Here is a 22,982-nt window from a genome sequence, read left to right as displayed (position 1 = left end):
GTTGTCATAGAGAATACGTAGAGTTTTCATTAAACTTTCACCAGTTTCCAGGTGATCTCAGTTGGGTTGATGTAGCCGTTCCCACTGACCGGGGTCCAAGTAAATCGAATGTATATCCGATTATCGAGAGGCAAGAGGGAGGCTCCATTGTTGAGGCCATCACCAACAACAATAGACGCTTCGCCATAACCATTGCAGCCATCGCGCCAGCTCTGACCACCTGAAATCGTGGCATTGGCCAAGAAAGTGTCCGACGGTACCGCATGCCATGTAGACTCGAATGTATGCCCGGTATCGATGTAAACAGTAAATGGACGATATTCGTTACCAGTCCATCCCACTATTCCTGGCGAGATATACTCCACTCCATGCTTCACCAGATTCGGTGGCGACAAGATTCTGCGGGCAAAAGTACCTTCGCCATCGGCGGTGATACGCACTGCTCCCGAGCCAGCATAGATAAACGGCATACTGCCGGTAGCGTTAAAATCGATAAACGTCGTATTATTTTCGTTCTGACCACGTCCGGCAATAATGGTGGATGCCGTCAACTTCCCGGAAAAAGTTCCCTTTGCCCCTATCAGTTCACCACGAAAAGTTCCGCTATTCGCATAAAAATTCCCGTTCCGGTCCAAAAGCCACCCCGTATCCCAGCCATTCCAGTTGCTGCTGTAAATGTCGCCACCGATCTGGGCGTTTAAGATGGCGGCGTTGGCGATGTAAGTAGGCGAATTGGACGTCGTGATCTGGCCATAAAGATTGTCTCCAAACCTCGCTCCTGGGCCATCGGCCCAAGCCGATGGCACAGTCTGCGCGGCAAGCGCCACGCCGAAGTACCACGACGAGGTAAAAAGGTAGGCATCGACGGCACCTTTGCCAACAAGCACGCCGCGCACAGACGCGTAAGCGGCCCCTGCCGGCGCCACAGCAAATACAACGGATCTTGGCCACACGCTCAGGGGGCCTGTAGTCGACACGTCGTCCACAGCGTTCCCACCCACCTCCGTTATATACTTGTCTGCGGCGTCGTAAAAGGCAACATTCGCCGCCCCCTTGCAGCGGTGAGTCGTCATGTAGATACTGAATTCATAGTGCACACCGGAAATCACCGGAAATTTTCGGAATGCGCCGGCCTGCCTCGGGGTCATGATAGCAACCGCATCTACTGGAACAGTCCCGGGGCACCGCATGTAGACGCCACCGGCGCCGGTCGGGCGGTAGAGCTCTGGACTCTCAACAACGGCGGTTAGCCCCGGGGCGAAGGAATACTCCACGCCGAAGTCGCCCACAGTGCCAGGGTACGGACCGGAATTACTGATCAGATTGCCTGCGCCTATCCCTGCATTCATATAGTTCGACGTCAAGGGCGTGCCGGCGCTGAGGATAATGTTGCCAGCTGTATCCTTGATGCTCAGCCCTCGCGCATCAATCTTTTCGGCTGTAACTGAGTCTGCCGCCAGCGCCTGTGTTGCCACCGTGCCCGGCACCAGCAAATTGCCGTTCAGAACAGTATCCAAGCTCTCCCAGGCGCCATTGACATAAAACTTCGTCACCGCATGCGTGGCGTCATACAAGGTGACCACGTCGCGGTTGATCGGCGCGCCATAGCCGGCACGGCCCAACTCATACACAGCCGACGCATCCGACCAGACCGAGTAGCCGGGCGCTGCCACCGTGACGGTGCCGCGCTGGCCAGTAGCACCATCGGCGGCCAGGCGCGCCGCAGCGGCCCATTCGCCTGGGGCGATGTCGTCGGTCGCCGTGCGCGACGCGGCCGTGGCGCCTGAAGTGAACAGGTACGCACCGCCCGTCGTCGGCACCTGGGCCGACCAGCCATTGTTCAGGCCTGTCAGTGCGCCGGTGGCAAACGTGAACGTGCATGCCGCACTCGGCAGTGCCGGCGCGATGTTGGTGGCGCCGCGCTGGTAGATGCGCACGGGTGCCACATTCAAACCGTCGGTGCCGTCCTTGGCCAGTTGCACCGCCGCCGACCACTCATTGGCGGCGATATTGTCCGTGGCATTGCGCGAACTGGCCGCTGACACGCGCACGTACAGCGGCGCCGTGCCGGCAGGGATGTTCTTCGACCAGCCATTGGCCAGATCATTGCCGGCCGGCGTCGTGATGGCCGCCGTGGCGAAGGTAAAGATAACGTCGCCTGGAGAATCACCAGGTACCGCAGCGGCGCGCTTGTAGGCGAAGGCCTGGCCCGTGTTCAATCCGGCCAGGCCGGTATCGCCATTGACGCCGTCGAAGACCTTGCTGACCATGTAGTTGGCGATGTAGTCGACACCAAATTCACGGATGCGTGCCTGCACCAGGGCCGTATCCGTAGTCATGCTGGCAAAATCGACGGTGGCCACGTTGCCGTTGACCCGCAACGCCGTGCCGGCGGATACGGAAAAGACGATATCACCCACCACATTGACGGGCTTGGCGGTGATGGCGATCGAGCCGGGCGCGCCGGCACCGGCGCTGTTCACGCGAAAGACGGGCGTACTGGCGGACATCAGGAGCGCCTTGCCATCGGCCGTCGTGCTGAAGCGCTCCGCCGTCGCCTGCAACAGCGTATCGCGTTCCCCCACTATGGCGCTCATGCCAGCACCCCCACCGTCACTCTGCCCGTCAGCCAGAAGCGCGACAGCAGTACCACCACGCCCGGCACGCCATCCTGCAAGCCAAAGCGTTCAGCGCGCAGTTGTACGGGCTGTCCCAGTTCCAGCATCATCATCTCGGGTTCTCCATCGAATTCGTAAATGGTGCGCGGCACCTTGCTCAAGGCCAGGCGCCGCTGCGCTTCCGCGCGGGCATCGGCCCGCGTCTTCAGACAAGTATCGATCTGCACCGGGTCGTCGCTCAGGCGGTAACGCGTGCGCACCGCCGCGTCGACCACCGTCTCCGTCAGCCATTCGGTGGCATACAAATCTGCATGCGCGGGCGGTATGCTGGTCGTCAGGCCAGCCTGCGGCGTCCAGTTCCGGTCAAAACCGATCTTCACGGCGGCCGTCACCGGCAGGCGCTGCGCGGGACGCAGCGAGCGTTCGCGCATCTGCTCCGGACCGATCGCCATCGGCACGCCGGCGGCCGGCAGCGCGATCTGCACCAGGCGCAGCTGGCCCGTGCGCGACATGATCGCCTGGGCGCCCACGCTGGCCGCCAGTTGCTGGATGGCCTGCGCCTGGTTCGTGCGGTCAGCAACATACAGCCCCACCGGCTGCGGGTGGGACGCGTCGAAGGCGGCCAGGTTGTCCAGGTCCAGATCCGCCAGGGCAAAACGGTCGGCCGCCTTGCCGTAGGCCGTAGCGATACGCTGCACCAGCGGCGCGATGCGCGGCGCATAGCCGCCGCCCTTGTCGCCCTGTACGCTGGCCGTGATCGTGGTGGAAAACGGATCGGTAGTCAGGTTGAAGCGGCCCGCCTGGTCATTCAAGGCCACGGCAATCGGCTTGCCGTTGGTGCGCACTTCAAACGTCGATTCGACCGCGCCAAGAAAACCGTACTCCAGCGTGGCGGGATTGGTCAGCAAGGGCGTCACGTTGTGGCACTCGCCAAACGGTATCGGCAGGATGGCGTCCTTGTTCGGCGTCGTGCCACCCAGCTTCGCCTCGGAGATCGGCGTATTCAGGCGCTGCAGCTTGTCGCGCAGTACCAGGTTGACCGACTCGCGCCCCGCACTGGCCACGTCGGCGATGATGCCGTCAAAGACCAGCTGGAAGTCGGCGCGCGGCCAGGACGGATCGCCGGCCCAGGCCTTGATCGGCCGGTTCATCCAGACATCATCCAGCCAGCCATCAAGCGCGCCATCGGCGTTATCGAGTTCGATATCGCCGCCCGACAGCCCCGCCTCGCCGGACAGGCTGACCTGTTCCGTGAAGGCCAGGCCGCCCTTGGCTAGCGGCTGGTAGGCGGTATTCGCCGGCACTTCGCGCGGCCCGGTGATGTAGGGCCGCGAAGCGATATACCGCGTCACCTCGCTGCCGGCCACGTTCACTTGCGCCTCGATCAGCACCATGCGGATGGCCGACGGGCTTTGCAGCCAATCCTGAAATTGCGCATCGGTCATGCGTACTCTCCTTTCACTGCATTGGCCCAGGCGGATGCCCGGGACGATTTATCCACGCCATCGACCACCGTCCTGGCGGCGCTGGCGTTCGATTCAAAGGTGGCCTGGATGGTGGCGCCTGTTTGCGCCCGCTGGTCGGCGCGCAAGCCTTCCAGCTCCACGCGCATGGCCTGGTTGTCTTCGCGCAGGCCGCGAATTTCGGCCACCAGGGCGTCGGAGCCGACGTTCGCCGCCGACGAGTAGCGCACGGGGTCGAAGACGGCCGGCGCTTCCACCGCTGCTTCGCCAAAGGAGGCGGCGACAGACATGCCGGCAGCAGGTGCAAAGCGCATGCCGCCCGTGACATCGGTCTGCCCGCCTGCCCGCAACGCCGTGCCCAGTGCATCGACCGCTTGCTGGATACCGACCGCCGTCTTGTTCAGGTTGATCAACTGCCCCACTTGCATATCGAGTGCCGTCAGTTGCTTCTGCGCATCATTCAACTGTGTGCCCGTGATCGCCGCCAGTGCCGCCAGCTCGGCCTGGACCCTGGCCGCATCGGCGGCATAGCTCGCGCTTGCAGCGTTCACGACCTGGCTGGCCGTCAAATACGCGGTGGCAGTACCTGTCAGCGCCGACTGCGCCGCCGCATCGCCCGTCTTCGCCTTGGCCAGCGTCTCTTCATACTGACGCTGCGCCTCTACCATCTTCTGCATCGGCGTCAAGGTCGACAGGTTGCCCAGCAACAGAGAATCCTTGAAGGTGCGGATGCCGTCGCCAAACGATTTCAGGCGCTCGATGGTGGACTTGAGGGCCGAAGACTCCGTTTCATAGGCAGTTGCAATATCCTGCCGCGCCTGCAACTGGTCATACAAGGCCAGGTTAGCGGCATCGACCGCTGTACGCTCCCTGGCACGCAATTGCGCCGTAGTCATCGTCATCTGGTCAAGCTTTTCCTGGATACCCTTGCGCTCGTCGGCAATACTCTGTTCCGACCTGGTCAGGCTTTCCGTCGCCGCATGCGTCTTCGCGAACGCATCGGCCAATGCCATCAGGCCCGCATACTGGTCGGCCCCCGTCTTGGTAGCCAATGCGCCAGAATTGACCAATTGCAATACCGTATCCTTGAACTGCGCGCGCGTGGTCACGCTCGCATAGCCCAGGGCCGCCATCTGTTCCGTCACGTGTTTTTGCACGGGCGCCAGGCGCTCGGCTTCGGTCAGGTAGTTTTCGGCAAAGAATGCAGTCCGATTGCCCAGTGCTTCCACGCCGCCGGCAGCCTTGACCAGCTGCTCGCGTGCCGCCAGGGACGCCACGCCAACGGCGCCGAATGCCTGCTGCGATGTGCTACCCAGGGTAGCCAGCATTGCATCGACGACCGCGTAGTTGCCCGCCAGGCGCTGCAGCGCAGCGCTGGCCGATTCGCCCTTCTGGCTCAGTTGCGACAGCGATGGCACCAGTTCCCTTGCCATCGCATCGCCAACGCCGGTAAAGAAATCGGCAATGGCTTTCTGGTTCGCGGCGTCATCCTTGGTCATGACGATATTGAGCGACTGCGTGCGCGTGGCCAGGCTATCCGTGTTGACGCCCAAGGTGCTGGCGAAAGCACCCGTCACCGCCTTCATCTGCGCATACGTATCGCCTAGCGATGCCGCCAGCTCGGCATCGACTTCAGAGCGGTCCGTACCTTTTTTATTCTTGCGGAAAAGACCGCCTTTCTGGGTCCAGTTCGAATAGCTCTCGCCCGCAAAGCCATCGGCACCGAGGTTGCCGGAAATACCGGCACTGCTGACCTTTTTCTCGCCCATGCCGAACAGGCGGTTCGCCGCGCCGCCCAGCAGGCCGCCCACCAGCGCGCCCACGGCAGTACCTACCACCGGGAAAACGCTGCCAACGACAGCTCCGATCGCCGTGCCAGCATTGACGATGCCATTACGGCCGTACTCCCCTGAAATCATCTTGCCACCATATACTCCGCCCATGACGCCGGCAGCAACGCTTGCCGCCGCACCCGCACCGGTGGCGAATGCACCATTGGCCCCGGCCGTGTATGGGGTACCTTGCAGCATGCTCATGCCACGCTGCACGCCATTGGCCACCGAAGTACCAATACCGGAAAGTCCGCTGGACAGCGAATCGTAGATGCCCTTCGCCGAACTCAGGAGCGACTGGATGCCGCCACCGTTGGCCAGACTGCCCTGCGCCTGCGCCGCGCCCGGATTCAGGAACGAGGCAAAGCCGGCCGCGATGGGCGACATGATCGGTTGCAGCACGAGAGTGTTGAACATGCTCTTCAACTTGTCCCTGAACATGGTCGCCAGGTTCTTGCCGCCTTCGAAGCCGTTCATGAACGCGTCAGTCAGTGACTTTTCGATATCCTTGGCGCTGGCGGCCCAGTCATCGGAAGCCTTCTTGGCCGCCGCGGCAGACGCCTCCTTGGCGGCCAATTCTTCCGTCGCCGTCATGCTGCGCTGCTTGGCATCGATCAATGCATTCAAATACTCGATCTGTGCCGCATTTTCCTTGCCGACCGCCAGCGCGGCGCGCTGCTCCTTCAGCAGCGCCATTTCGTTTTGCGCGATGGCGGTCTTGCTCATGCCATACACCGCCACCAGCTTTTCGCCAGCCGCGGCTTCCTTGACGGCATCGGCGACGGCCTGCGTCCGTGTATCGGACAGCGCTTTCGCGTCTGCCAGCGCCTGCTCGGTCACAGCCTTGGCTTGCTTGCCCACCTCGATCTCATCGACGCGGGCCTGAAGCACCTTACGCGCAACCTCGAATCCCGCCTGCTCCGACGCAGTCAGTTTTTTCGTCTGACTCTCGCGGAGTTCCTTCAACTGAAAATCGAACTTTTGCGCCTCGTTCATCTCGGCATAGCCGGCAGCTTCGCGCTTCAGGTCGCGGGCCTTGCCGTGCATCTCATTCATCATGGATTCGAAAGGCGTGGGCGGAGCGGGAAGCGATGGCGCGCCTGTACCAGTTCCACCCTGCGGTTTACCCGACGCACCTTGCTGCTCTAGCTGCTTGAGCTTGCCGCGCACCATATCCAGTTCGCCCTGCAGCCTTGCCAGGTTGCTGTCCACCCCGGCCTTGTCCAGGGACTGGTATTTTCCCGTGCGATTGCGCACGGCATCCATTTCCGTCGAAATCTCCAGCATGCGTTCGCCAGCCGGGGTATTCAGTCCTTTCTCCGACACGCCCAGCTTTGCCAGCTCATTGCGCTTTGCAAGCTGGACCATCTGCTTGTCGAGTTCAGCAACGATTTCCTTGGTACTCTTGCGCATGGGTTCTACGGCTTTCTCCGCATTGTCTTTCGACGAACTCCCCCACATATTCCAGGCAGTAACACCTAACCCTACGACAGTCACCAGCAAGCCAATATACCCACCCATGAATGCCAAGGCCCCTTTCAGTACCCCTGCAGCGACCGATGCGGCGCGCGTTGCTGCCGTTTGCGCCACCAATGCGGCGGAGTGAGCCTCGGAGGCAACTGTGGCACGGGCTTGTGCCGGGATCAGGCCATTGGTGGTCAGCGCCAGCGCCACGTCGGCCTGGCTGGCGCGTATCGTCGCTTGTAATTCAGCAACACGTGCGGTCGCCAGTGCAGAGGTGGCGGCGGTCGCCGTCACGTCGGCATTCGCCGCCGCCAGGGTGGATGCCAGCAAGGCCCGGTTGGCCGTGACCTTGCTATACGTAGCCACGACGACGCCGGCAGCCCAGGAACCAAATTTCGCGGTGGTCAGCGTTTCGAGCACGCCAACGACCAGGGTCAGGTTATTCGACAGAAATTCGAGGCCGCTCGTCATCAGGCGCACGGCGCCGGTCGACTCCGCCTGTCTCGCCGTGAATTCCATCACGTTGTTGCTCAAGACGGTAAAGCTGCCACCGATGGTTTCGAACTGCACAGCTTCCTTGCGCAACTCGCCCAGCGCGTTTGGCAGCGCGACGGCCATCACGTCGGCAGTGATCAATCCTGCGCCGGCAAGCCCGGCGAGCGCTTCTTTCGACACGCCCAGGCCGGCGGCCATGGCCGCCATGACTTCGGGCGCAGCCTGGCTGATATCGTTAAATTGCTGGCTGCTCAGGGCGCCATCGGCGAAGGCATCGGACAGCCCCTTGAAGGCGGTGGCGGAATCTGCCGCCGAGGCGCCGCTGATCTTGACACCAAGATTGAGCGCCTCGGTGATGCCGGCCACTTCGGCCTGGCTGATGCCCAGTTTCTTGGTCGCATCGTTCATTTGGGCATACAACCCTGCCGTGGCGGCAAGGTCCGTCTGCCCCGAGGCGGCAATGCGCTTGACATTGTCGTACGCCTCGCCATATTCCTGCGTCGAGCTGGTCGACATGCGCAGTTGCGCTGTCAGTTTCGTATATTCATCAGACAGTTTGACGATCTGGCCAATATTGTTGGAAATACCCAGGTTGGAGAGTATCTCCGTGTATTTTTTCGTGACATCTTCGAGTTTGAAAGTCGACTTGGCAGCCTTCTCGCTGGCCTCGCGCATGCGTTCCAGGTCATCTGCCGCGATGCGCACATTGAGCGTATCGATGCGTATCTGTAATGTTTCAATTTCAACGGTCATAATTTACCCATAAAAAAAGCCACCGCAAAGGTGACCGAGCAATCGAGGCCACCTGCGCGACGGCTGTTGTGTTTTCCGTGTCACCTCTGCTGTAAAAATCAGGGCAAAACCAGGGCTAAGGCGAACTGTTTTGATGGGAGATATACGCTGCATCAAGCTGATCGACCAGCTCCTCTTCCCAAACCGCCAGACGGATACGATGCCGCAGTTGCCATGCCAGGATATCCAGGCTGCTCAAGGGATTGACCGCCATGCCGTTTTGCCGCTTGCGGCTCATCTGCACGAAAAACTGCCACACATGCGCCAGTTCAAACGGCAGTTGCGCGCGAACGGGAGCCTGCGGCTCCCGGTAGAGTGGATGGCGCTTGGCGGCATCCAGGTGGTCGCCTTTCGCATTGCCATCAGCCGCCTTTGCCGAACGCTCGAACTGTTCCTCGGCAAAGAGCAGCAAGGCGGCGGCTAGACCGTCAAAAAATTGCCGTCCGCCTCGAGTGCGGCCAGCACTTTTTCCTGCCAGGACGGCATTTTTTCAAAAATCGCCTTCAGCAAAGCCGGGGAAGGCTGTACCGGGACGCCCTTGTCGACGAAACCAGGCATGCCCACCACCACCGCGATGGCGATCTTCATGTTGCGGTTTTCCGCCAGGTCATACAGTTCCGCGGCGCCTTCGTCGGTCTTCGCGTCGATTTGCTTGCTTTTTTGCACCGAGCGCTTGATCGCCACCACCGACGTTTCGCGAATCACGGCACGGTACTGGTCGGAATTTTTGCTGACGATTTCAAAGCCCGCCTTGTGTGCGCCGTCTTCGTCAAACAACACCGACACCAGGTGCACCTGATCCACCGATTTGTTGCCATCATTCAACAGGGAAATATCAAAACCAGCCGAGGCGATCATTTGTGCGTTGTTCATATGTATTTGCTTTCTTGATTGAGGTAAAAGTAAAAAGGCCGCCATCAGGCGGCCCCGGGTCAAGCGTCAGCGGCTTACAGCGCGCTGTCCTGGATGGTCAAGGTGGTCGCTTCGTGCTGCGCGTCCGTGCCCTTGTAGCGCAGGACGTCGAAGGCGCAGGTGACGATCTTGTTTTTCTCGCCGTCGTCGATCTTGGCCGAGGTGATCTTGATGCGGCCCATGGCCAGCGCCAGCACGTCGGCGGCCGGCGCGGTGCCCGATGCCATGGCGTAGGCCAGCGGGATTTCCGTCTCGGACTTGAAGTAGTCGAGGTAGGTGGCATCCTGCAGCAGCACCGTGAACTGGCCCGAGCCCATCACCTTGCCGCGCGAGGCGGCCGTGGCGTACTTCGAGCCGATCACCGGGTCGACCTTGACCTGGCCATCCAGCGAGACGGACATGCCGGTGCAGATCTGCGACGGGATGCCGTTCACCGACAGCATGGCCGTGGCGCCCGAAAACTTGCCGGAGCCAGGTGCGGCCAGCGGCGCGGGGAAATACGGCACGGCCGTGGTCGGGCCTTCCGCCTTGCCCATCAGGGTGAAGTCCAGGCTGGTGATGCCGTTCGGCTGCACGGCGATATCCATCTTGCTGACCAGCTGGTCGACGAAGCTGCGGTGCACGCCGATCTTCGGGTCCTGCACTTCGGCCGTGAACCAGTCGGTGGTATGGCCCGTCAACGGGGTGAAGCTGCGCTTGCCCACGGCCGCCACGCTGACCGAGTCGCCGGCCGCCTTGACGATCATCGCCGAGCCGTCCATGAACTGGCCATTCAGGTTGGTGGCCGTCACCGACGTGACGAAGAAATTCTTCGCGTTGTTGGCGGCCGCCGGCGCCGTCATGCCGGTGATGCGCACCACGCTGCCGGCACGGAAGCCTTCGCTCAGCCAGGAACCGGCACTGCGCGTCAGGCCGGAGGCGGCCGCCGCGATGGTGGTTTGCGCGGCAGCCACGCCGCCTGCCGTGAAGTCGCGGCGCAGCAGCGCCGCCATCAGCGGCGCATACGTGCCGCACGCCGCTTCGGCCTTGATGGCGCCCGTGGTGCGGAAATTGCCCAGGCGGGTATCGCCCTGCTGCTGGCTGGCGTCGATTTCGGCGCTCGCGTATTTGTCCGCTTCCGTGTCGAAAGTGGCTGTGACGCGGGGATAAATCTGGCCGCCGCCGGCGGCGGCCTTGCTGCCTTCGGCGCTTTGTTTGCTGATAACGATCAAGCTGTCGATGCCGTTTGCTGTCGATGCCATAAGTAATACCTTTCGTGGGATGAAAAAAAAGACCGCATCTGCGGTCTTGAGGGGGGAACTGCCGATAATCAGGAAACGAAAAAGCCCGCACGCGGTGAGGCGGCGGGCTGGCGTCCGGATGGCGCGGGGCCATGCCGGACGGAAGGTGGGCGAAGGGGCCATGAAGGCCGTTCGCTGCGCTGAGTTCCCCTATCGGTGTCGCGCCTTGGGCGCGTCTATTACGAGTGGAGAAGCATGTGGTGTACTGCGGTGCTGCCGGTGTTGCTGTTGCTGCGTGATCGAGACTCTATTGTAGGGGCGTTTTTTCCAGTGCCAGGCATATTGCAGAAAATTTGTCAGTGGCCGAGGCGGCGCATGGCGCGGGCGCCGTGCGACTGGAAGATGCCTTCCAGTTCGCTGACCATATCCTTGATGCGTTCGAGCTCGAAGCCGCCGGAGCAGCTGATGGCCGCCTCGCCGGCGCCGTGGCAAGCCTTGCAGACGACAGGCGCGCCGGCCTGCATGGCAGCGACCACGCCCGTGCCGTGGCAGACCTTGCATTTGCTGTCGAGCCAATGCGCGAGCGACGCTTCGGCAACGCGGCGGTACAAGGTATTGGCCGCCTGCGCATCCCAGGCCGTCTGCGCCTTGACCCAGCGCCGCGCGCGGCCCTTCTGCGTCACGGCAGCCGTCCAGGCGCGCAGCAACTGCGCCAGGTTGCCCGCATTGCCTTCGAACAGGCGGCTGATGGTGCCGTCCGCATACTTGACGCGGCACAGCAAGGCACCCATGTCACCCGCCAGCGCGGCCGCCGCGATAACATCCAGGTCGTGGTGGACGGCATCGTCGCGCAAGTTCTGCGACGACAGCGATGCGATGAATTTTTCTGCAAACCCCATGATTTCTCCTCGTTGATACTAATCGTTATTCTGTGCCGGGCCAAACAGCGCCGCCACCAGCGGATCGCGGTGCGCCGTGCCGCGTGCCCAGCTGGCCGTGCGGCGCACTTGCGGCGGCAGTTCGGCCCAGCCATCGACCTCGTCATCCTGCTCGCCCAGCGCGTACAGGGCGGGCCGCTGGCGTCCCGGTTCCGTGCAATGGCGCTGCGCCAGGTGGATCTGTCCCATGCCGCACATGTGGCGCAAATAGCGGCTCATGGTGCCCGCATCGAGTCCCAGCAAGGCGGACAATTGCGCCGCGCTGGCCTGGCCCTGCTCGCGAATATACTGCGCGATGCGGGCGATATGCAGCTGCGACTTCTTGCTGCGTCCCTGTAACTGGCGCCCCTGCCGCGGCGCCGCCCTGCTTTCAACCAACTGACTGCTGTTCAACATCTGCCTGACCTCCCGTGGTGTCGCCAACCGGCAGACGCTGTAGTGCGTTTGCGACAGGCAACGAGTGGACTTTATCAATCGCTAATGTTAAAGTCAAGCATTTGGTAATTTATCAAACGGTAAATTTCAGGTTTAATGTGGAGATGAATATGTATCAATACAGACGCGACCGCCTGCTGGCCCTGATCCGCGAGCACTACGACAACACGCGCAAGAAAATTTCCGACGTCAGCGGCTGGAGCGAGGCACGCATCTCGCAAATCCTCTCGCCCACCTACCGCGAGGGCCGCGCCTTCAGCGAAAAGATCGCACGCAAGCTGGAAGCGGACCTGCAGTTGGACAGCATGTACTTCGACCAGGGTGCGGCGCCGGACCAGGTGACCATGGCCGCGCGCGCGCTGGCAGGCGTGCAGTCCGTGGTGGTGGAAGATGGCGAGGATGAACGCTTCTACCCGATCCGCAAGGTGAAACTGCGCCTGTCGGCAGGCATCACGGGCTTTGCCATCGAACCGGAAACGCACGACGGCAGCACCATCAGCGTGCCGCGCAGCTGGGTCGAGCGCAATGGCTACCATCCTGAAAAACTGGTGGCGATCAAGGTCAAGGGCGAGAGCATGGAGCCGGCCCTGTACGAGGATGACGTGGTGATCATCAACACGGCCGACAACCGGCCAGCCGACGGCATTGTGTTCGCCATCAATTATGAAGGCGAGCCGGTGGTCAAGCGCATGGCGCGCGATATCGGCGAATGGTGGCTGACGTCGGACAACCCCGACCAGCGCAAATACCATCGCAAGCTGTGCCGTGGCAATGAATGCCTGATCGTCGGCAGGGTCGTGCGCAAGGAAAGCGACCGGATTTGAACGCGAAGTTTATCGATTGATAAACTTCGCTTGCTTCCTGGCGCTTACGCCAGCGCCGCCTGGATCTGCTGCAGCGATGCCGGGTCGTCCATCGACGTCAGGTCGCCCGGGCTGCGCCCTTCGCAGATGGCCTGGATCGAACGGCGCAGCAGCTTGCCCGAGCGCGTCTTCGGCAGCTGCGACACGAACAGCACGCGCGCAGGCCGCGCCACGGCGCCCAGCTGGCGGTCGACGACGGCCATCACTTCGCGCTCCAGCACCGCTTTCGCTTCAACGCTGTCGAAACCGCGCGGATCCTTCAGGATCACGAAAGCCATCGCCACCTGGCCTTTGAGCTTGTCTTCCACGCCCACCACCGCCACTTCCGACACGTTCGGGTGGCTGGTGATGCTTTCCTCGATTTCGCGCGTGCCCAGGCGATGGCCGGCCACGTTGATCACGTCGTCAGTGCGGCCCAGAATAAAATAATAGCCATCCGCATCGCGCAGGCCCCAGTCGAAAGTGGAATACACTTGCCGGCCGCTGAAGGTGGACCAGTAGGTGTCGACGAAGCGCTCGTCATCACCGTAGACTGTTTGCATGCAGCCCGGCGGCAGCGGGCCTTCCAGTACCAGCACGCCCTTCTCGTTGGCGGCGCACTCCTCGCCCGTCGCTTCGTTGAGCAGCTTGACCTGGTAGCCGTACATGGCCAGGCCGGGGCTGCCCAGGCGCGTCGGGGTATCAGCCACGCCTTTCGCCACCGAGAGAATCGGCCAGCCCGTCTCCGTCTGCCAGTAGTTGTCGATGATGTCCACTTTCAGTTCATCGGCGATCCACTGCGAGGTGGTTTCATCGAGCGGCTCGCCCGCCAGGTACAGCGCCTTCAGGGAAGACAGGTCATATTTGCGCATCAGTTCCACCGGGTGCTTGCGCAGCACGCGGATGGCCGTCGGCGCCGAGAACATGCGCGTGACCCTGTATTTTTCAACGATGCTCCACCAGATGCCGGCATCGGGACAGATGGGCAAGCCCTCGTACAGGATGGTGGCCATGCCGGCGATCAGCGGACCATACACGATGTAGGAATGGCCCACCACCCAGCCGATATCCGAGGTGGCAAAGAAGGTTTCGCCGGGCTTGCCGCAGAAGTTGTACTGCATCGACGATGCCAGCGCCACCGCGTAGCCGCCCACGTCGCGCTGCACGCCCTTCGGTTTGCCCGTCGTGCCCGAGGTGTACAGCACATACGACGGCTCGTTCGATTCGAGCCAGGCGACGGGCACCTGCGCGTCCAGGTGCTGCTCGCGCAGGGCCGCGTAATCGACGTCGCGGCCGGGCGTCAGTTCCATCGGCACAAGATGGCGGTCGACCAGCAGCACCTGCCGCGGCTTGTGCGCGGCGATGCGGATGGCTTCGTCGAGCAGCGGCTTGTAGGCTATCGCCTTGCCATTGCGCGAGCCGGCGTCGGCGGAGAACACCAGCTTGGGCTGCGCATCGTCGATGCGGCTGGCCAGGCTGTTGGCGGCAAAGCCGCCGAACACCACGGAATGCACGGCGCCGATACGCGCGCAAGCGAGCATGGCGAACGCCGCCTCGGCGATCATCGGCATGTAGATCAATACGCGGTCGCCCTTGCCCACGCCCAGCGCCAGCAGGATGGCGGCGCAGCGCTCCACTTCGCGCTGCAGCTCGCGAAAGCTGTAGCTGCGCTCGGTATTGGTCTCGGTGGAAATGGCGATCAGCGCGGCGGCATCGCCCTGGCTTTCCACCCAGCGGTCAACGGCGTTGTGGCACAAATTCGTGGTACCGCCGACGAACCACTTGGCAAATGGCGGGCGGGAATAATCGAGCACTTGCGAAAACGGGATGTTCCAGTCGATCTTGTCCGCTTCCTCGCGCCAGAAAGCGTCAGGTGTGTCGATCGAGCGTTGGTAAAATGCTGCGAAATTCATGTCTCCTCCGGTAGGCGTGCAATCTGTGGTGTTATTTGTTCGTATATGTTGCGCTTGTTTGTGTTTGTGTGCGTCCTCCAAAATGACTGCCCTGCATAGCGAACAGCTGACTTGGAAACAATGCCGGCTGCGCCGCCGCGCAACGGCTGCGCTCTTGCGCGATCCGCGCGCGGTTTTCCTCCAGGCGGGCACCATCGAGCGGCATGCCAAACTGTCCCTCGCCAGGCGCATTTTCCCGTGGCGACATCAGGCGCTGCAGCACGATGTCGCCCAGCGCCTTCTTGAAATGCCCCGCTTCCCAGTACCAGCGCGTGGCCCTCTCCCTTTCATTCGCGGCGGGAATCGGCTCGCAGTTGTATGCGCCATAGCCGCTGAAATCAGTCAGGGAAATGCGTGCGTCCGGGTACCGCGCCCTGACCTCGCCAATTGCCAGCACCAGCTGGTCTTTCCACTCATCGAAGAGGGGCCACAAACCGGCAGCTTCAAACATGGCCAGCAGTTGCGCGTGATAGGGATAGATCACCAGCTTGATGTCGGCTTGCGTGGCCGCCATCGCCAGCAAAAAGGCACGCAGGACTAGAAAGTCTTCGGTGGCGAAGCCGTGCGTCGATTTCCGGCGCAAACCGGCGGCGCTTTCCCGCGCCCGCTGGGTGAACATCTTGTGGTAGCCGTCGCGGCGCACATGGGCGCCATACTCCAGCAAGGGATTGAAACCGTCTGCCGACAAGGTGGCCGCCTCGCCATCATGCTGGATGCGCAGCGTATGCACGGCATCCTTGACGGAAGCCAGCGAAAAGAGCGCATCAAAGCGCCAAAATATGCGGCCATGCGCGGGTGGCGCAGTAGCCGCCGCCGGGCGCGCGGCGGACGCGACGGCCGGATTGAGAAAATCGATGAATTCCATGCCCGCGATGACCGTGCGCGGCCGGACGCCAGCCTGGCGCAATTGCGCGAACTGGCTGGCGGACGTGGCCAGGCCTGTGCCGGGAATCGCCAGGTTATAGCCGGTACCCAGCGCTGACAAGGCACTGGCGCGCGGATCGAAGCCGATCTCCGCGCGCGAGTTACCCAGGATGATGAATTGCGGCCGCCTGCGCAGCGCATGCTCCTGCTTGATCTGGCTCTGGTAGCGGCTCAAGCCCGGCTTGACGGCATTGAAATTGTCGCGCCGGACGACGCCATACAGGCCGTAGGGATCGACAATGATCACGAAGGCGACAAGCAGCAGGGCGCCACCCGTCAGCGCCAGCGCCAGGATGGCCAGATAGGATTTGAATGGGGATGCCGTCATGGTTCGCTCCCCCTAGAATTGAAAATACAGAAATTCGGCGGGACGGTTCAGGGCCAGCATGCTCGCCAGCGCCAGCAGCGCGATGGCCGCCGCCCACGCGGGCGAGGCGCGCCATGTGAGCAGGTGCCGCCCACTTGACTGGAAATCCAGCGCGGGCTCGAAACGGCGCATGATCTGCTGCGTATTCGGCATGGCAAAGGTAATCAGCGCCGCAACCGCTATCCACGTCCATGTTTCGATGAAGAGCGTGCCGCCGCCCAGGTAAAAGTCCATGCCCATGGCTGCCAGCGCGGGCTGCAAGGACTGCCAATGGGACGCGAGCGCATCGGGCAAGGCCAGACCAAAGCCGCCCGCCATGCCTTTCAATATCGTCAAGGCCACCGGCATGTCCGGCGCGCGAAAGAAGACCCATGCAACGCAGACGGCGATGAAAGTGAGGATCGTCGTCAGGACATTCCCAACCCGCGTATCGGACGGCAGGTGGACCTGACGCGCGAATGTGCTCCAGCCCTTGTGGATAGCCAGGTAGGCGCCATGCAGAGCACCCCATGCGATGAAGTTCCAGCCAGCGCCATGCCACAGGCCGCCCAGAACCATGGTAACCATCAGATTGAGATGGCGCCGCAGCGGGCCGCAGCGATTGCCGCCAAGGGGGATATACAGGTAATCACGCAGGAAGCGCGACAGGGTCATATGCCAGCGGCGCCAGAATTGCGCAATATTGCGCGCCTTGTAGGGCGAAGCGAAATTGAGCGGCAGGCGCACGCCGAACAGGCGCGACAAGCCTATGGCCATGTCGGAATAGCCGGAGAAATCAAAATACAGCTGGAACGCATACGCCAGCACCCCGCCCCAGGCGATCAGCAGGGATGGCGCCGCAGGGCTGTCGAACAGCGGCGCCGCATACGGGCCGATATTATCGGCAATCAGCACCTTCTTGGCCAGGCCGATGAAAAAAATCGTGCTGCCGATGGCGATATTGCTGGCCGAGAGCCGGAAGGTGCGCTTGTCTGCGAACTGCGGCATCATTTCCTTGTGATGCAATACGGGACCGGCAATCAGATGGGGGAAATACGTGACGAACAGCAGATAGTGAACGAAGCGGCTTTCTTGCGCCTTGCCCTTGCAGGTATCGACCAGGAAAGCGATCTGGGTAAACGTAAAGAACGAGATCCCGATCGGCAGAATCACCTGCAGGGCGGGCATAGGCTGCGCCAGCAATTGCGCCAGGCTGGACACGAAGAAGCCCGCATACTTGTAGTAGGCGAGCAGGCCCAGGTTGGCGGCGATCGCGGCGGCCAGTATCGACTTGCGGCACGCTCCCGCGCTGGCGCCCAGCCAGGCCGCACAGCCATAGTTGAAGACGACGGAGCCGACCAGCAATGGCAGATAGCGGTAATCCCAGTACGCGTAGAAAAACAGGGACGCCGCCGCCAGCCAGGCCGCAGCCCACAACTGGCTGCGCCGTCCCAGGATGAAAAATCCCGCCACCGTGATGGGCAGATACGCAAACAGGAAGACGTAAGAGTTGAATAGCATCGGTTCACCCGTCGGGAAGAATGGGAGGTCGTCACCGCATGCGCATCGCGGCCGGCGCTCCCCCATTTTCCTTGTCGCTCGGTTTCTTTGCTAGCAGAAATATCAACTGATCTGCATGCGCATCTGCCTGCTTGGCCTTAAAACGCGTCGCCGGGAATGCGCACGAACCCTTCCATCAGCACGCGCGCGCTGCGGCTCATGATGGCCTTGGTGACGCTCCATGTGCCATCGGCCAGCGCCGCTTCCGCGCCCACCATCAGGGTGCCGGACGGATGGCCGAAGCGCACACTGGTTTTTTCGCCGCCTCCCGCCGCCAGGTTGACCAGGGTACCGGGGATGGCTGCCGCCGTGCCGATGGCGACAGCGGCCGTGCCCATCATGGCGTGGTGCAGCTTGCCCATGGACATGGCGCGCACCAGCAGGTCGATATCGCCCGCGTCCACCTGCTTGCCGCTGGACGAGACATAGCCGGCCGGCTTGGCGACAAACGCGACCTTCGGCGTGTGCTGGCGTTTCGCCGCCTCGTCGAGATGCGCGATAAGGCCCATGCGCAGCGCGCCATGCGCGCGGATGGTCTCGAAACGGGCCAGCGCGGCAGGGTCGCCATTGATGGCGTCCTGCAGTTCCGTGCCCGTGTAGCCGATGGCGTCCGCGTCGACAAAGATCGTCGGGATGCCGGCGTTGATCATGGTGACTTTCAGGCTGCCGATGCCGGGCACGTCGAGGTCATCGACGAGGTTGCCAGTAGGGAACATGGCGCCACCGCCCCCCTCTTCCTCCGCGGCCGGATCGAGGAATTCCAGTTTTACTTCGGCGGCCGGAAAAGTCACGCCATCGAGTTCGAAGTCGCCCGTTTCCTGTACTTCGCCATGTGTCATGGGGACATGGGCGATGATGGTCTTGCCGATATTGGCTTGCCAGATGCGCACCGTGGCCATGCCGTCTTGCGGCACGCGGGCGGCGTCCACCAGTCCGCTGGCGATGGCGAACGAGCCGACGGCGGCCGACAGGTTGCCGCAATTGCCGCTCCAGTCGACAAAAGGCTTGTCGATGGAGACCTGGCCGAACAGGTAGTCGACGTCGTGCTCCGGCTTGCTACTTTTTGCCAGGATCACCGTCTTGCTGGTGCTCGACGTGGCGCCGCCCATGCCGTCGATCTGCTTGCCGTACGGGTCGGGGCTGCCGATGACGCGCAGCAGCAGCGCATCGCGCGCCGCGCCCGGCACTTGCGCGCTGGCGGGCAGGTCCTGCAGGCGGAAGAACACGCCCTTGCTGGTGCCGCCACGCATGTAGGTGGCGGGGATCTTGATTTGGGGAATGTGAGTCATTGTCTGTCCGAAAGTAGGTCGGATTAGCGTGGCGTCGCCACGCGTAATCCGACACATTGTTGGCGGGGTTTTCACAAATATTGTCGGATTACGCTACGTTAATCCGACCTACCCGTTTACGCGGCTTTTGAGGACTCCAAAAAGTCCTGCGCAAAGCGCTGCAAGACGCCGCCGGCCTCGTAGATCGACACCTCTTCCGCCGTGTCGAGGCGGCAGGTGACGGGCACTTCCACCGTTTCGCCATTCTTGCGATGGATCAACAAGGTCAAGGTGGAGCGCGGCGTGCGCTCGCCGACGACGTCGTAGGTTTCACTGCCGTCCAGGCCCAGGGTCTTGCGGTTCACGCCAGGGAGGAATTCCAGCGGCAACACGCCCATGCCCACCAGGTTGGTGCGGTGGATGCGTTCGAAGCCTTCGGCCACGATGGCTTCCACGCCGGCCAGGCGCACGCCCTTGGCGGCCCAGTCGCGCGAGGAACCCTGGCCGTAGTCGGCGCCGGCGATGATGATCAATGGCTGCTTGCGCTCCATGTACACCTCGATGGCTTCCCACATGCGTGAAATCGTGCCTTCCGGCTCGATGCGCGTGAGCGAACCGGCCTTGACTTTACCGTCCTCGATGACCATCTCGTTCTTCAGGGTCGGGTTGGCAAACGTGGCGCGCTGCGCCGTCAGATGGTCACCCCGGTGCGTGGCGTAGGAATTGAAGTCTTCCTCGGGCAAGCCCATCTTCGCCAGGTATTCGCCGGCGGCGCTATCGAGCATGATGGCGTTCGATGGCGACAGATGGTCGGTCGTGATGTTGTCGCCCAACACAGCCAGCGGACGCATGCCTTTCAATGGGCGAGCGCCAGCCAGCGCGCCTTCCCAGTATGGCGGACGGCGGATATACGTCGTCTGCGGACGCCAGTCGTACAGGGGGCTGACCTTGATGCCATCGTCCGCCTGCTTGGCGAACATGGGGATATACACCTTGCGGAACTGCTCCGGCTTGACGCTGGAAGCGACGATGGCGTCGATTTCCTCGTCGGACGGCCAGATATCCTTCAGCAGGATAGCCTTGCCGTCCGCATCATGGCCCAGCACATCCTTTTCGATATCGAAGCGGATGGTGCCGGCGATTGCGTAGGCCACCACCAGCGGCGGCGAAGCGAGGAAAGCCTGCTTCGCATATGGGTGGATGCGGCCATCGAAGTTGCGGTTGCCCGACAAGACGGCCGTGGCGTACAGGTCGCGCGACACCACTTCGTCCTGGATCACGGGGTCGAGCGCGCCCGACATGCCGTTGCACGAGGTGCAGGCGAAAGCCACTACGCCGAAGCCCAGTGTTTCGAGTTCCGGCATCAGGCCCGCTTCCTGCAGGTACAGTTCCACGGTTTTCGAGCCGGGCGCCAGCGACGATTTCACCCACGGCTTGCGCGTCAAGCCGAGGCGGTTCGCATTGCGCGCGATCAGGCCGGCCGCGATCATGTTGCGCGGGTTGTTCGTATTGGTGCAGCTGGTGATGGCCGCGATGATGACGGCGCCGTCCGGCATCTTGCCCGGTTCGTTTTCCACCACGCCGGAAATCCCGCGCGCGGCCAGTTCCGACGTCGGCACGCGGTTGTGCGGGTTCGACGGGCCGGCGATATTGCGCACGACGGACGACAGATCAAACGTCAACACGCGCTCATACTGCGCGTCCACCAGGCTGTCGGCCCACAAGCCCGTTTCCTTCGCATACAGCTCCACCAGTTTCACCAGTTCGTCGTCGCGGCCCGTCAGTTTCAGATATTTGATGGTTTGCGCGTCGATGTAGAACATGGCGGCCGTGGCGCCGAATTCCGGCGCCATGTTGGAAATCGTGGCGCGGTCGCCCAGGGTCAGGTGAGAAGCGCCCTCGCCAAAGAATTCCAGGTAGGACGAGACGACCTTCTGCTTGCGCAGAAATTCCGTCAGCGCCAGCACCGTGTCCGTGGCCGTGATGCCCGGCTGCGGCTTGCCCGTCAGCTTGACGCCGATGATGTCGGGCAGGCGCATCCACGAGGCGCGGCCCAGCATCACGCTTTCCGCTTCCAGGCCGCCCACGCCGATGGCGATCACGCCCAGCGCATCGACCATGGGCGTGTGCGAATCCGTGCCCACCAGGGTGTCGGGATAGGCCACGCCGTCCTGCACCTGGATCACGGGCGACATGCGCTCGAGGTTAATCTGGTGCAGGATGCCGTTGCCCGGAGGGATCACGTCGACGTTCTTGAACGCTTTTTTCGTCCAGTCGATGAAGTCGAAACGGTCTTCGTTGCGGCGGTCTTCGATGGCGCGGTTCTTGGCGAAGGCGTCCGGATCGAAACCGCCGCATTCGACGGCCAGCGAATGGTCGACCACCAGCTGCGTGGGGACCACCGGATTGACCAGCGCCGGGTCGCCGCCCTGGGCCGCGATGGCGTCACGCAGGCCGGCCAGGTCGACCAGGGCCGTCTGGCCCAGGATGTCATGGCAGACGACGCGCGCGGGGAACCAGGGGAAGTCCAGGTCGCGGCGGCGTTCGATGAACTGGCTCAGCGAAGCGTCCAGGGTGGCCGGGTCACAGCGGCGCACGAGGTTTTCGGCCAGTACGCGCGAGGTATAGGGCAAGGTGGCGTAGGCGCCTGGCTGGATCGCATCGACGGCGGCGCGCGTATCGAAGTAGTCTAGCTGGGTGCCCGGCAAGGATTTGCGGTGCAAGGTATTCATCTTGATGCTCATTATTTGCGGTCCTTGATCGGCACGAATTCCAGGTCTTCCGGGCCCACGTAGTTGGCGCTCGGGCGGATGATCTTGTTGTCGATGCGCTGCTCGATGATGTGCGCGGCCCAGCCCGAGGTGCGCGAGATGACGAACAGCGGCGTAAACATCGCCGTCGGCACGCCCATCATGTGGTACGACACGGCCGAGAACCAGTCCAGGTTAGGGAACATGTTCTTGATTTCCCACATGACCGATTCCAGGCGCTCGGCGATGTCGAACATTTTCGTGGAACCGGCTTCCAGCGACAGATTGCGCGCCACTTCCTTGATGACGACGTTGCGCGGGTCGGAGATCGTGTAGACGGGGTGGCCGAAGCCGATCACCACTTCCTTGTTGGCCACGCGCTCGCGGATATCCGCTTCCGCTTCGTCGGCGTTGTCGTAGCGTTTCTGGATCTCCAGCGCCACTTCGTTCGCGCCGCCGTGTTTCGGGCCGCGCAGCGCGCCGATGGCGCCCGTGATGGCCGAGTGGATGTCCGAACCCGTGCCGGCGATCACGCGGCTGGTAAAGGTCGAAGCGTTGAATTCGTGTTCCGCGTACAGGATCAGCGACGTATGCATGGCTTTTTCCCACGACGCCGACGGTTTTTCGCCATGCAGCAGGTGCAGGAAGTGGCCGCCGATCGAGTCGTCGTCCGTTTCCACTTCGATGCGCTTGCCGTTATGGCTATAGTGGTACCAGTACAGCAGCATGGAGCCGAACGACGCCATCAGGCGGTCGGCGATGTCGCGCGCGCCTGGCGCGTTATGGTCGTCTTTTTCCGGCAAGGTGCAGCCCAGCACGGACACGCCCGTGCGCATCACGTCCATCGGGTGGGCGGCGGCGGGCAAGGCTTCCAGCGCGGCTTTGACGGCGGACGGCAGGCCGCGCAAGGATTTCAGTTTGGCCTTGTAGCCTTTCAGTTCGGCGCTGGTGGGCAGCTTGCCGTGCACCAGCAGGTAGGCGATTTCCTCGAACTCGCAGCTGTCGGCCACGTCCAGGATGTCATAGCCGCGGTAGTGCAAATCGTTGCCGGTCTTGCCGACCGAGCACAGCGCCGTGTTGCCGGCGGTGACGCCGGACAGGGCGACGGATTTTTTAGGCTTGAAAGTGGCGGCTTGCGGTGCGTTCATTGATTTCTCCAAAAATTGACTAG

At 62.3% G+C, this 22,982-nt stretch carries 15 protein-coding genes; 1 reads left to right on the top strand and 14 read right to left on the bottom strand.

Annotated features, from left to right (window positions below):
- Nucleotides 1–29: 29 nt before the first annotated feature.
- The 8 genes from JAB1_RS14555 to JAB1_RS14520 form a co-directional block, all read right to left on the bottom strand.
- The gene (locus JAB1_RS14555; protein ID WP_070280385.1) at nucleotides 30–2,597 is read right to left on the bottom strand and encodes a hypothetical protein; all 2,568 of its coding nucleotides are present in this window, start codon (nucleotides 2,595–2,597) and stop codon (nucleotides 30–32) included.
- On the bottom strand, nucleotides 2,594–4,063 hold the full coding sequence (locus tag JAB1_RS14550; protein ID WP_070280384.1) for a hypothetical protein: 1,470 nt from the start codon (nucleotides 4,061–4,063) through the stop codon (nucleotides 2,594–2,596). The genes JAB1_RS14555 and JAB1_RS14550 overlap by 4 nt, the downstream gene beginning before the upstream one ends.
- Nucleotides 4,060–8,625, bottom strand: coding sequence for a tape measure protein (locus JAB1_RS14545; RefSeq protein WP_070280383.1), 4,566 nt, complete (start codon nucleotides 8,623–8,625; stop codon nucleotides 4,060–4,062). The genes JAB1_RS14550 and JAB1_RS14545 overlap by 4 nt, the downstream gene beginning before the upstream one ends.
- A 115-nt stretch (nucleotides 8,626–8,740) precedes the next feature.
- Complete coding sequence (locus JAB1_RS14540; RefSeq protein ID WP_070280382.1) at nucleotides 8,741–9,076, bottom strand: hypothetical protein; 336 nt, start codon at nucleotides 9,074–9,076, stop codon at nucleotides 8,741–8,743.
- A gap of 8 nt (nucleotides 9,077–9,084) precedes the next feature.
- On the bottom strand, nucleotides 9,085–9,600 hold the full coding sequence (locus tag JAB1_RS14535) for a hypothetical protein (protein WP_143451002.1): 516 nt from the start codon (nucleotides 9,598–9,600) through the stop codon (nucleotides 9,085–9,087).
- A gap of 11 nt (nucleotides 9,601–9,611) precedes the next feature.
- Nucleotides 9,612–10,817, bottom strand: coding sequence for a phage tail tube protein (locus JAB1_RS14530; protein WP_070280381.1), 1,206 nt, complete (start codon nucleotides 10,815–10,817; stop codon nucleotides 9,612–9,614).
- Between the two features lie 335 nt (nucleotides 10,818–11,152).
- Nucleotides 11,153–11,695 (bottom strand): zinc finger-like domain-containing protein, encoded by a 543-nt coding sequence (locus tag JAB1_RS14525; RefSeq protein WP_070280380.1) that lies wholly within the window; start codon nucleotides 11,693–11,695, stop codon nucleotides 11,153–11,155.
- A gap of 18 nt (nucleotides 11,696–11,713) precedes the next feature.
- The gene (locus JAB1_RS14520; RefSeq protein ID WP_034783960.1) at nucleotides 11,714–12,130 is read right to left on the bottom strand and encodes a FeoC-like transcriptional regulator; all 417 of its coding nucleotides are present in this window, start codon (nucleotides 12,128–12,130) and stop codon (nucleotides 11,714–11,716) included.
- A gap of 149 nt (nucleotides 12,131–12,279) precedes the next feature.
- Here JAB1_RS14520 and JAB1_RS14515 point away from each other — a divergent pair, with 149 nt between their 5' ends.
- Nucleotides 12,280–12,993, top strand: a complete 714-nt coding sequence (locus tag JAB1_RS14515; protein WP_083299753.1) for a S24 family peptidase — start codon at nucleotides 12,280–12,282, stop codon at nucleotides 12,991–12,993.
- A 44-nt stretch (nucleotides 12,994–13,037) separates the two neighbouring features.
- Here JAB1_RS14515 and JAB1_RS14510 read toward each other — a convergent pair whose 3' ends face one another.
- The 6 genes from JAB1_RS14510 to prpC form a co-directional block, all read right to left on the bottom strand.
- Nucleotides 13,038–15,005, bottom strand: a complete 1,968-nt coding sequence (locus JAB1_RS14510) for a propionate--CoA ligase (RefSeq protein WP_275527771.1) — start codon at nucleotides 15,003–15,005, stop codon at nucleotides 13,038–13,040.
- On the bottom strand, nucleotides 14,956–16,215 hold the full coding sequence (locus JAB1_RS14505) for a hypothetical protein (protein WP_070280377.1): 1,260 nt from the start codon (nucleotides 16,213–16,215) through the stop codon (nucleotides 14,956–14,958). Before JAB1_RS14505 ends, JAB1_RS14510 begins: the two co-directional genes overlap by 50 nt.
- Before the next feature lie 12 nt (nucleotides 16,216–16,227).
- Complete coding sequence (locus JAB1_RS14500; protein ID WP_070280376.1) at nucleotides 16,228–17,754, bottom strand: MBOAT family protein; 1,527 nt, start codon at nucleotides 17,752–17,754, stop codon at nucleotides 16,228–16,230.
- Nucleotides 17,755–17,891: 137 nt separating this feature from the next.
- A complete protein-coding gene (prpF, locus tag JAB1_RS14495) occupies nucleotides 17,892–19,082 on the bottom strand; it encodes a 2-methylaconitate cis-trans isomerase PrpF (RefSeq protein WP_070280375.1) in 1,191 nt (396 codons plus the stop codon).
- 116 nt (nucleotides 19,083–19,198) lie between these two features.
- Nucleotides 19,199–21,793 (bottom strand): Fe/S-dependent 2-methylisocitrate dehydratase AcnD, encoded by a 2,595-nt coding sequence (gene acnD, locus JAB1_RS14490; RefSeq protein WP_070280428.1) that lies wholly within the window; start codon nucleotides 21,791–21,793, stop codon nucleotides 19,199–19,201.
- An 11-nt stretch (nucleotides 21,794–21,804) separates the two neighbouring features.
- Nucleotides 21,805–22,959, bottom strand: a complete 1,155-nt coding sequence (prpC, locus tag JAB1_RS14485; protein WP_034783952.1) for a 2-methylcitrate synthase — start codon at nucleotides 22,957–22,959, stop codon at nucleotides 21,805–21,807.
- Between the last annotated feature and the right edge of the window lie 23 nt (nucleotides 22,960–22,982).

The organism is Janthinobacterium sp. MP5059B, assembly GCF_001758645.1.
GTDB classification, from domain to species: domain Bacteria; phylum Pseudomonadota; class Gammaproteobacteria; order Burkholderiales; family Burkholderiaceae_D; genus Janthinobacterium; species Janthinobacterium lividum.
This window is presented reverse-complemented; position numbering and strand designations above follow the sequence as displayed.

Coding starts and splice junctions, on each gene's coding strand:
- prpF (WP_070280375.1), bottom strand. CDS start 19,082: ATGACTCACATTCCCCAAATCAAGATCCCCGCCACCTACATGCGTGGC.
- JAB1_RS14550 (WP_070280384.1), bottom strand. CDS start 4,063: ATGACCGATGCGCAATTTCAGGATTGGCTGCAAAGCCCGTCGGCCATC.
- JAB1_RS14545 (WP_070280383.1), bottom strand. CDS start 8,625: ATGACCGTTGAAATTGAAACATTACAGATACGCATCGATACGCTCAAT.
- prpC (WP_034783952.1), bottom strand. CDS start 22,959: ATGAACGCACCGCAAGCCGCCACTTTCAAGCCTAAAAAATCCGTCGCC.
- JAB1_RS14555 (WP_070280385.1), bottom strand. CDS start 2,597: ATGAGCGCCATAGTGGGGGAACGCGATACGCTGTTGCAGGCGACGGCG.
- JAB1_RS14525 (WP_070280380.1), bottom strand. CDS start 11,695: ATGGGGTTTGCAGAAAAATTCATCGCATCGCTGTCGTCGCAGAACTTG.
- JAB1_RS14515 (WP_083299753.1), top strand. CDS start 12,280: ATGTATCAATACAGACGCGACCGCCTGCTGGCCCTGATCCGCGAGCAC.
- acnD (WP_070280428.1), bottom strand. CDS start 21,793: ATGAATACCTTGCACCGCAAATCCTTGCCGGGCACCCAGCTAGACTAC.
- JAB1_RS14520 (WP_034783960.1), bottom strand. CDS start 12,130: ATGTTGAACAGCAGTCAGTTGGTTGAAAGCAGGGCGGCGCCGCGGCAG.
- JAB1_RS14500 (WP_070280376.1), bottom strand. CDS start 17,754: ATGCTATTCAACTCTTACGTCTTCCTGTTTGCGTATCTGCCCATCACG.
- JAB1_RS14505 (WP_070280377.1), bottom strand. CDS start 16,215: ATGACGGCATCCCCATTCAAATCCTATCTGGCCATCCTGGCGCTGGCG.
- JAB1_RS14530 (WP_070280381.1), bottom strand. CDS start 10,817: ATGGCATCGACAGCAAACGGCATCGACAGCTTGATCGTTATCAGCAAA.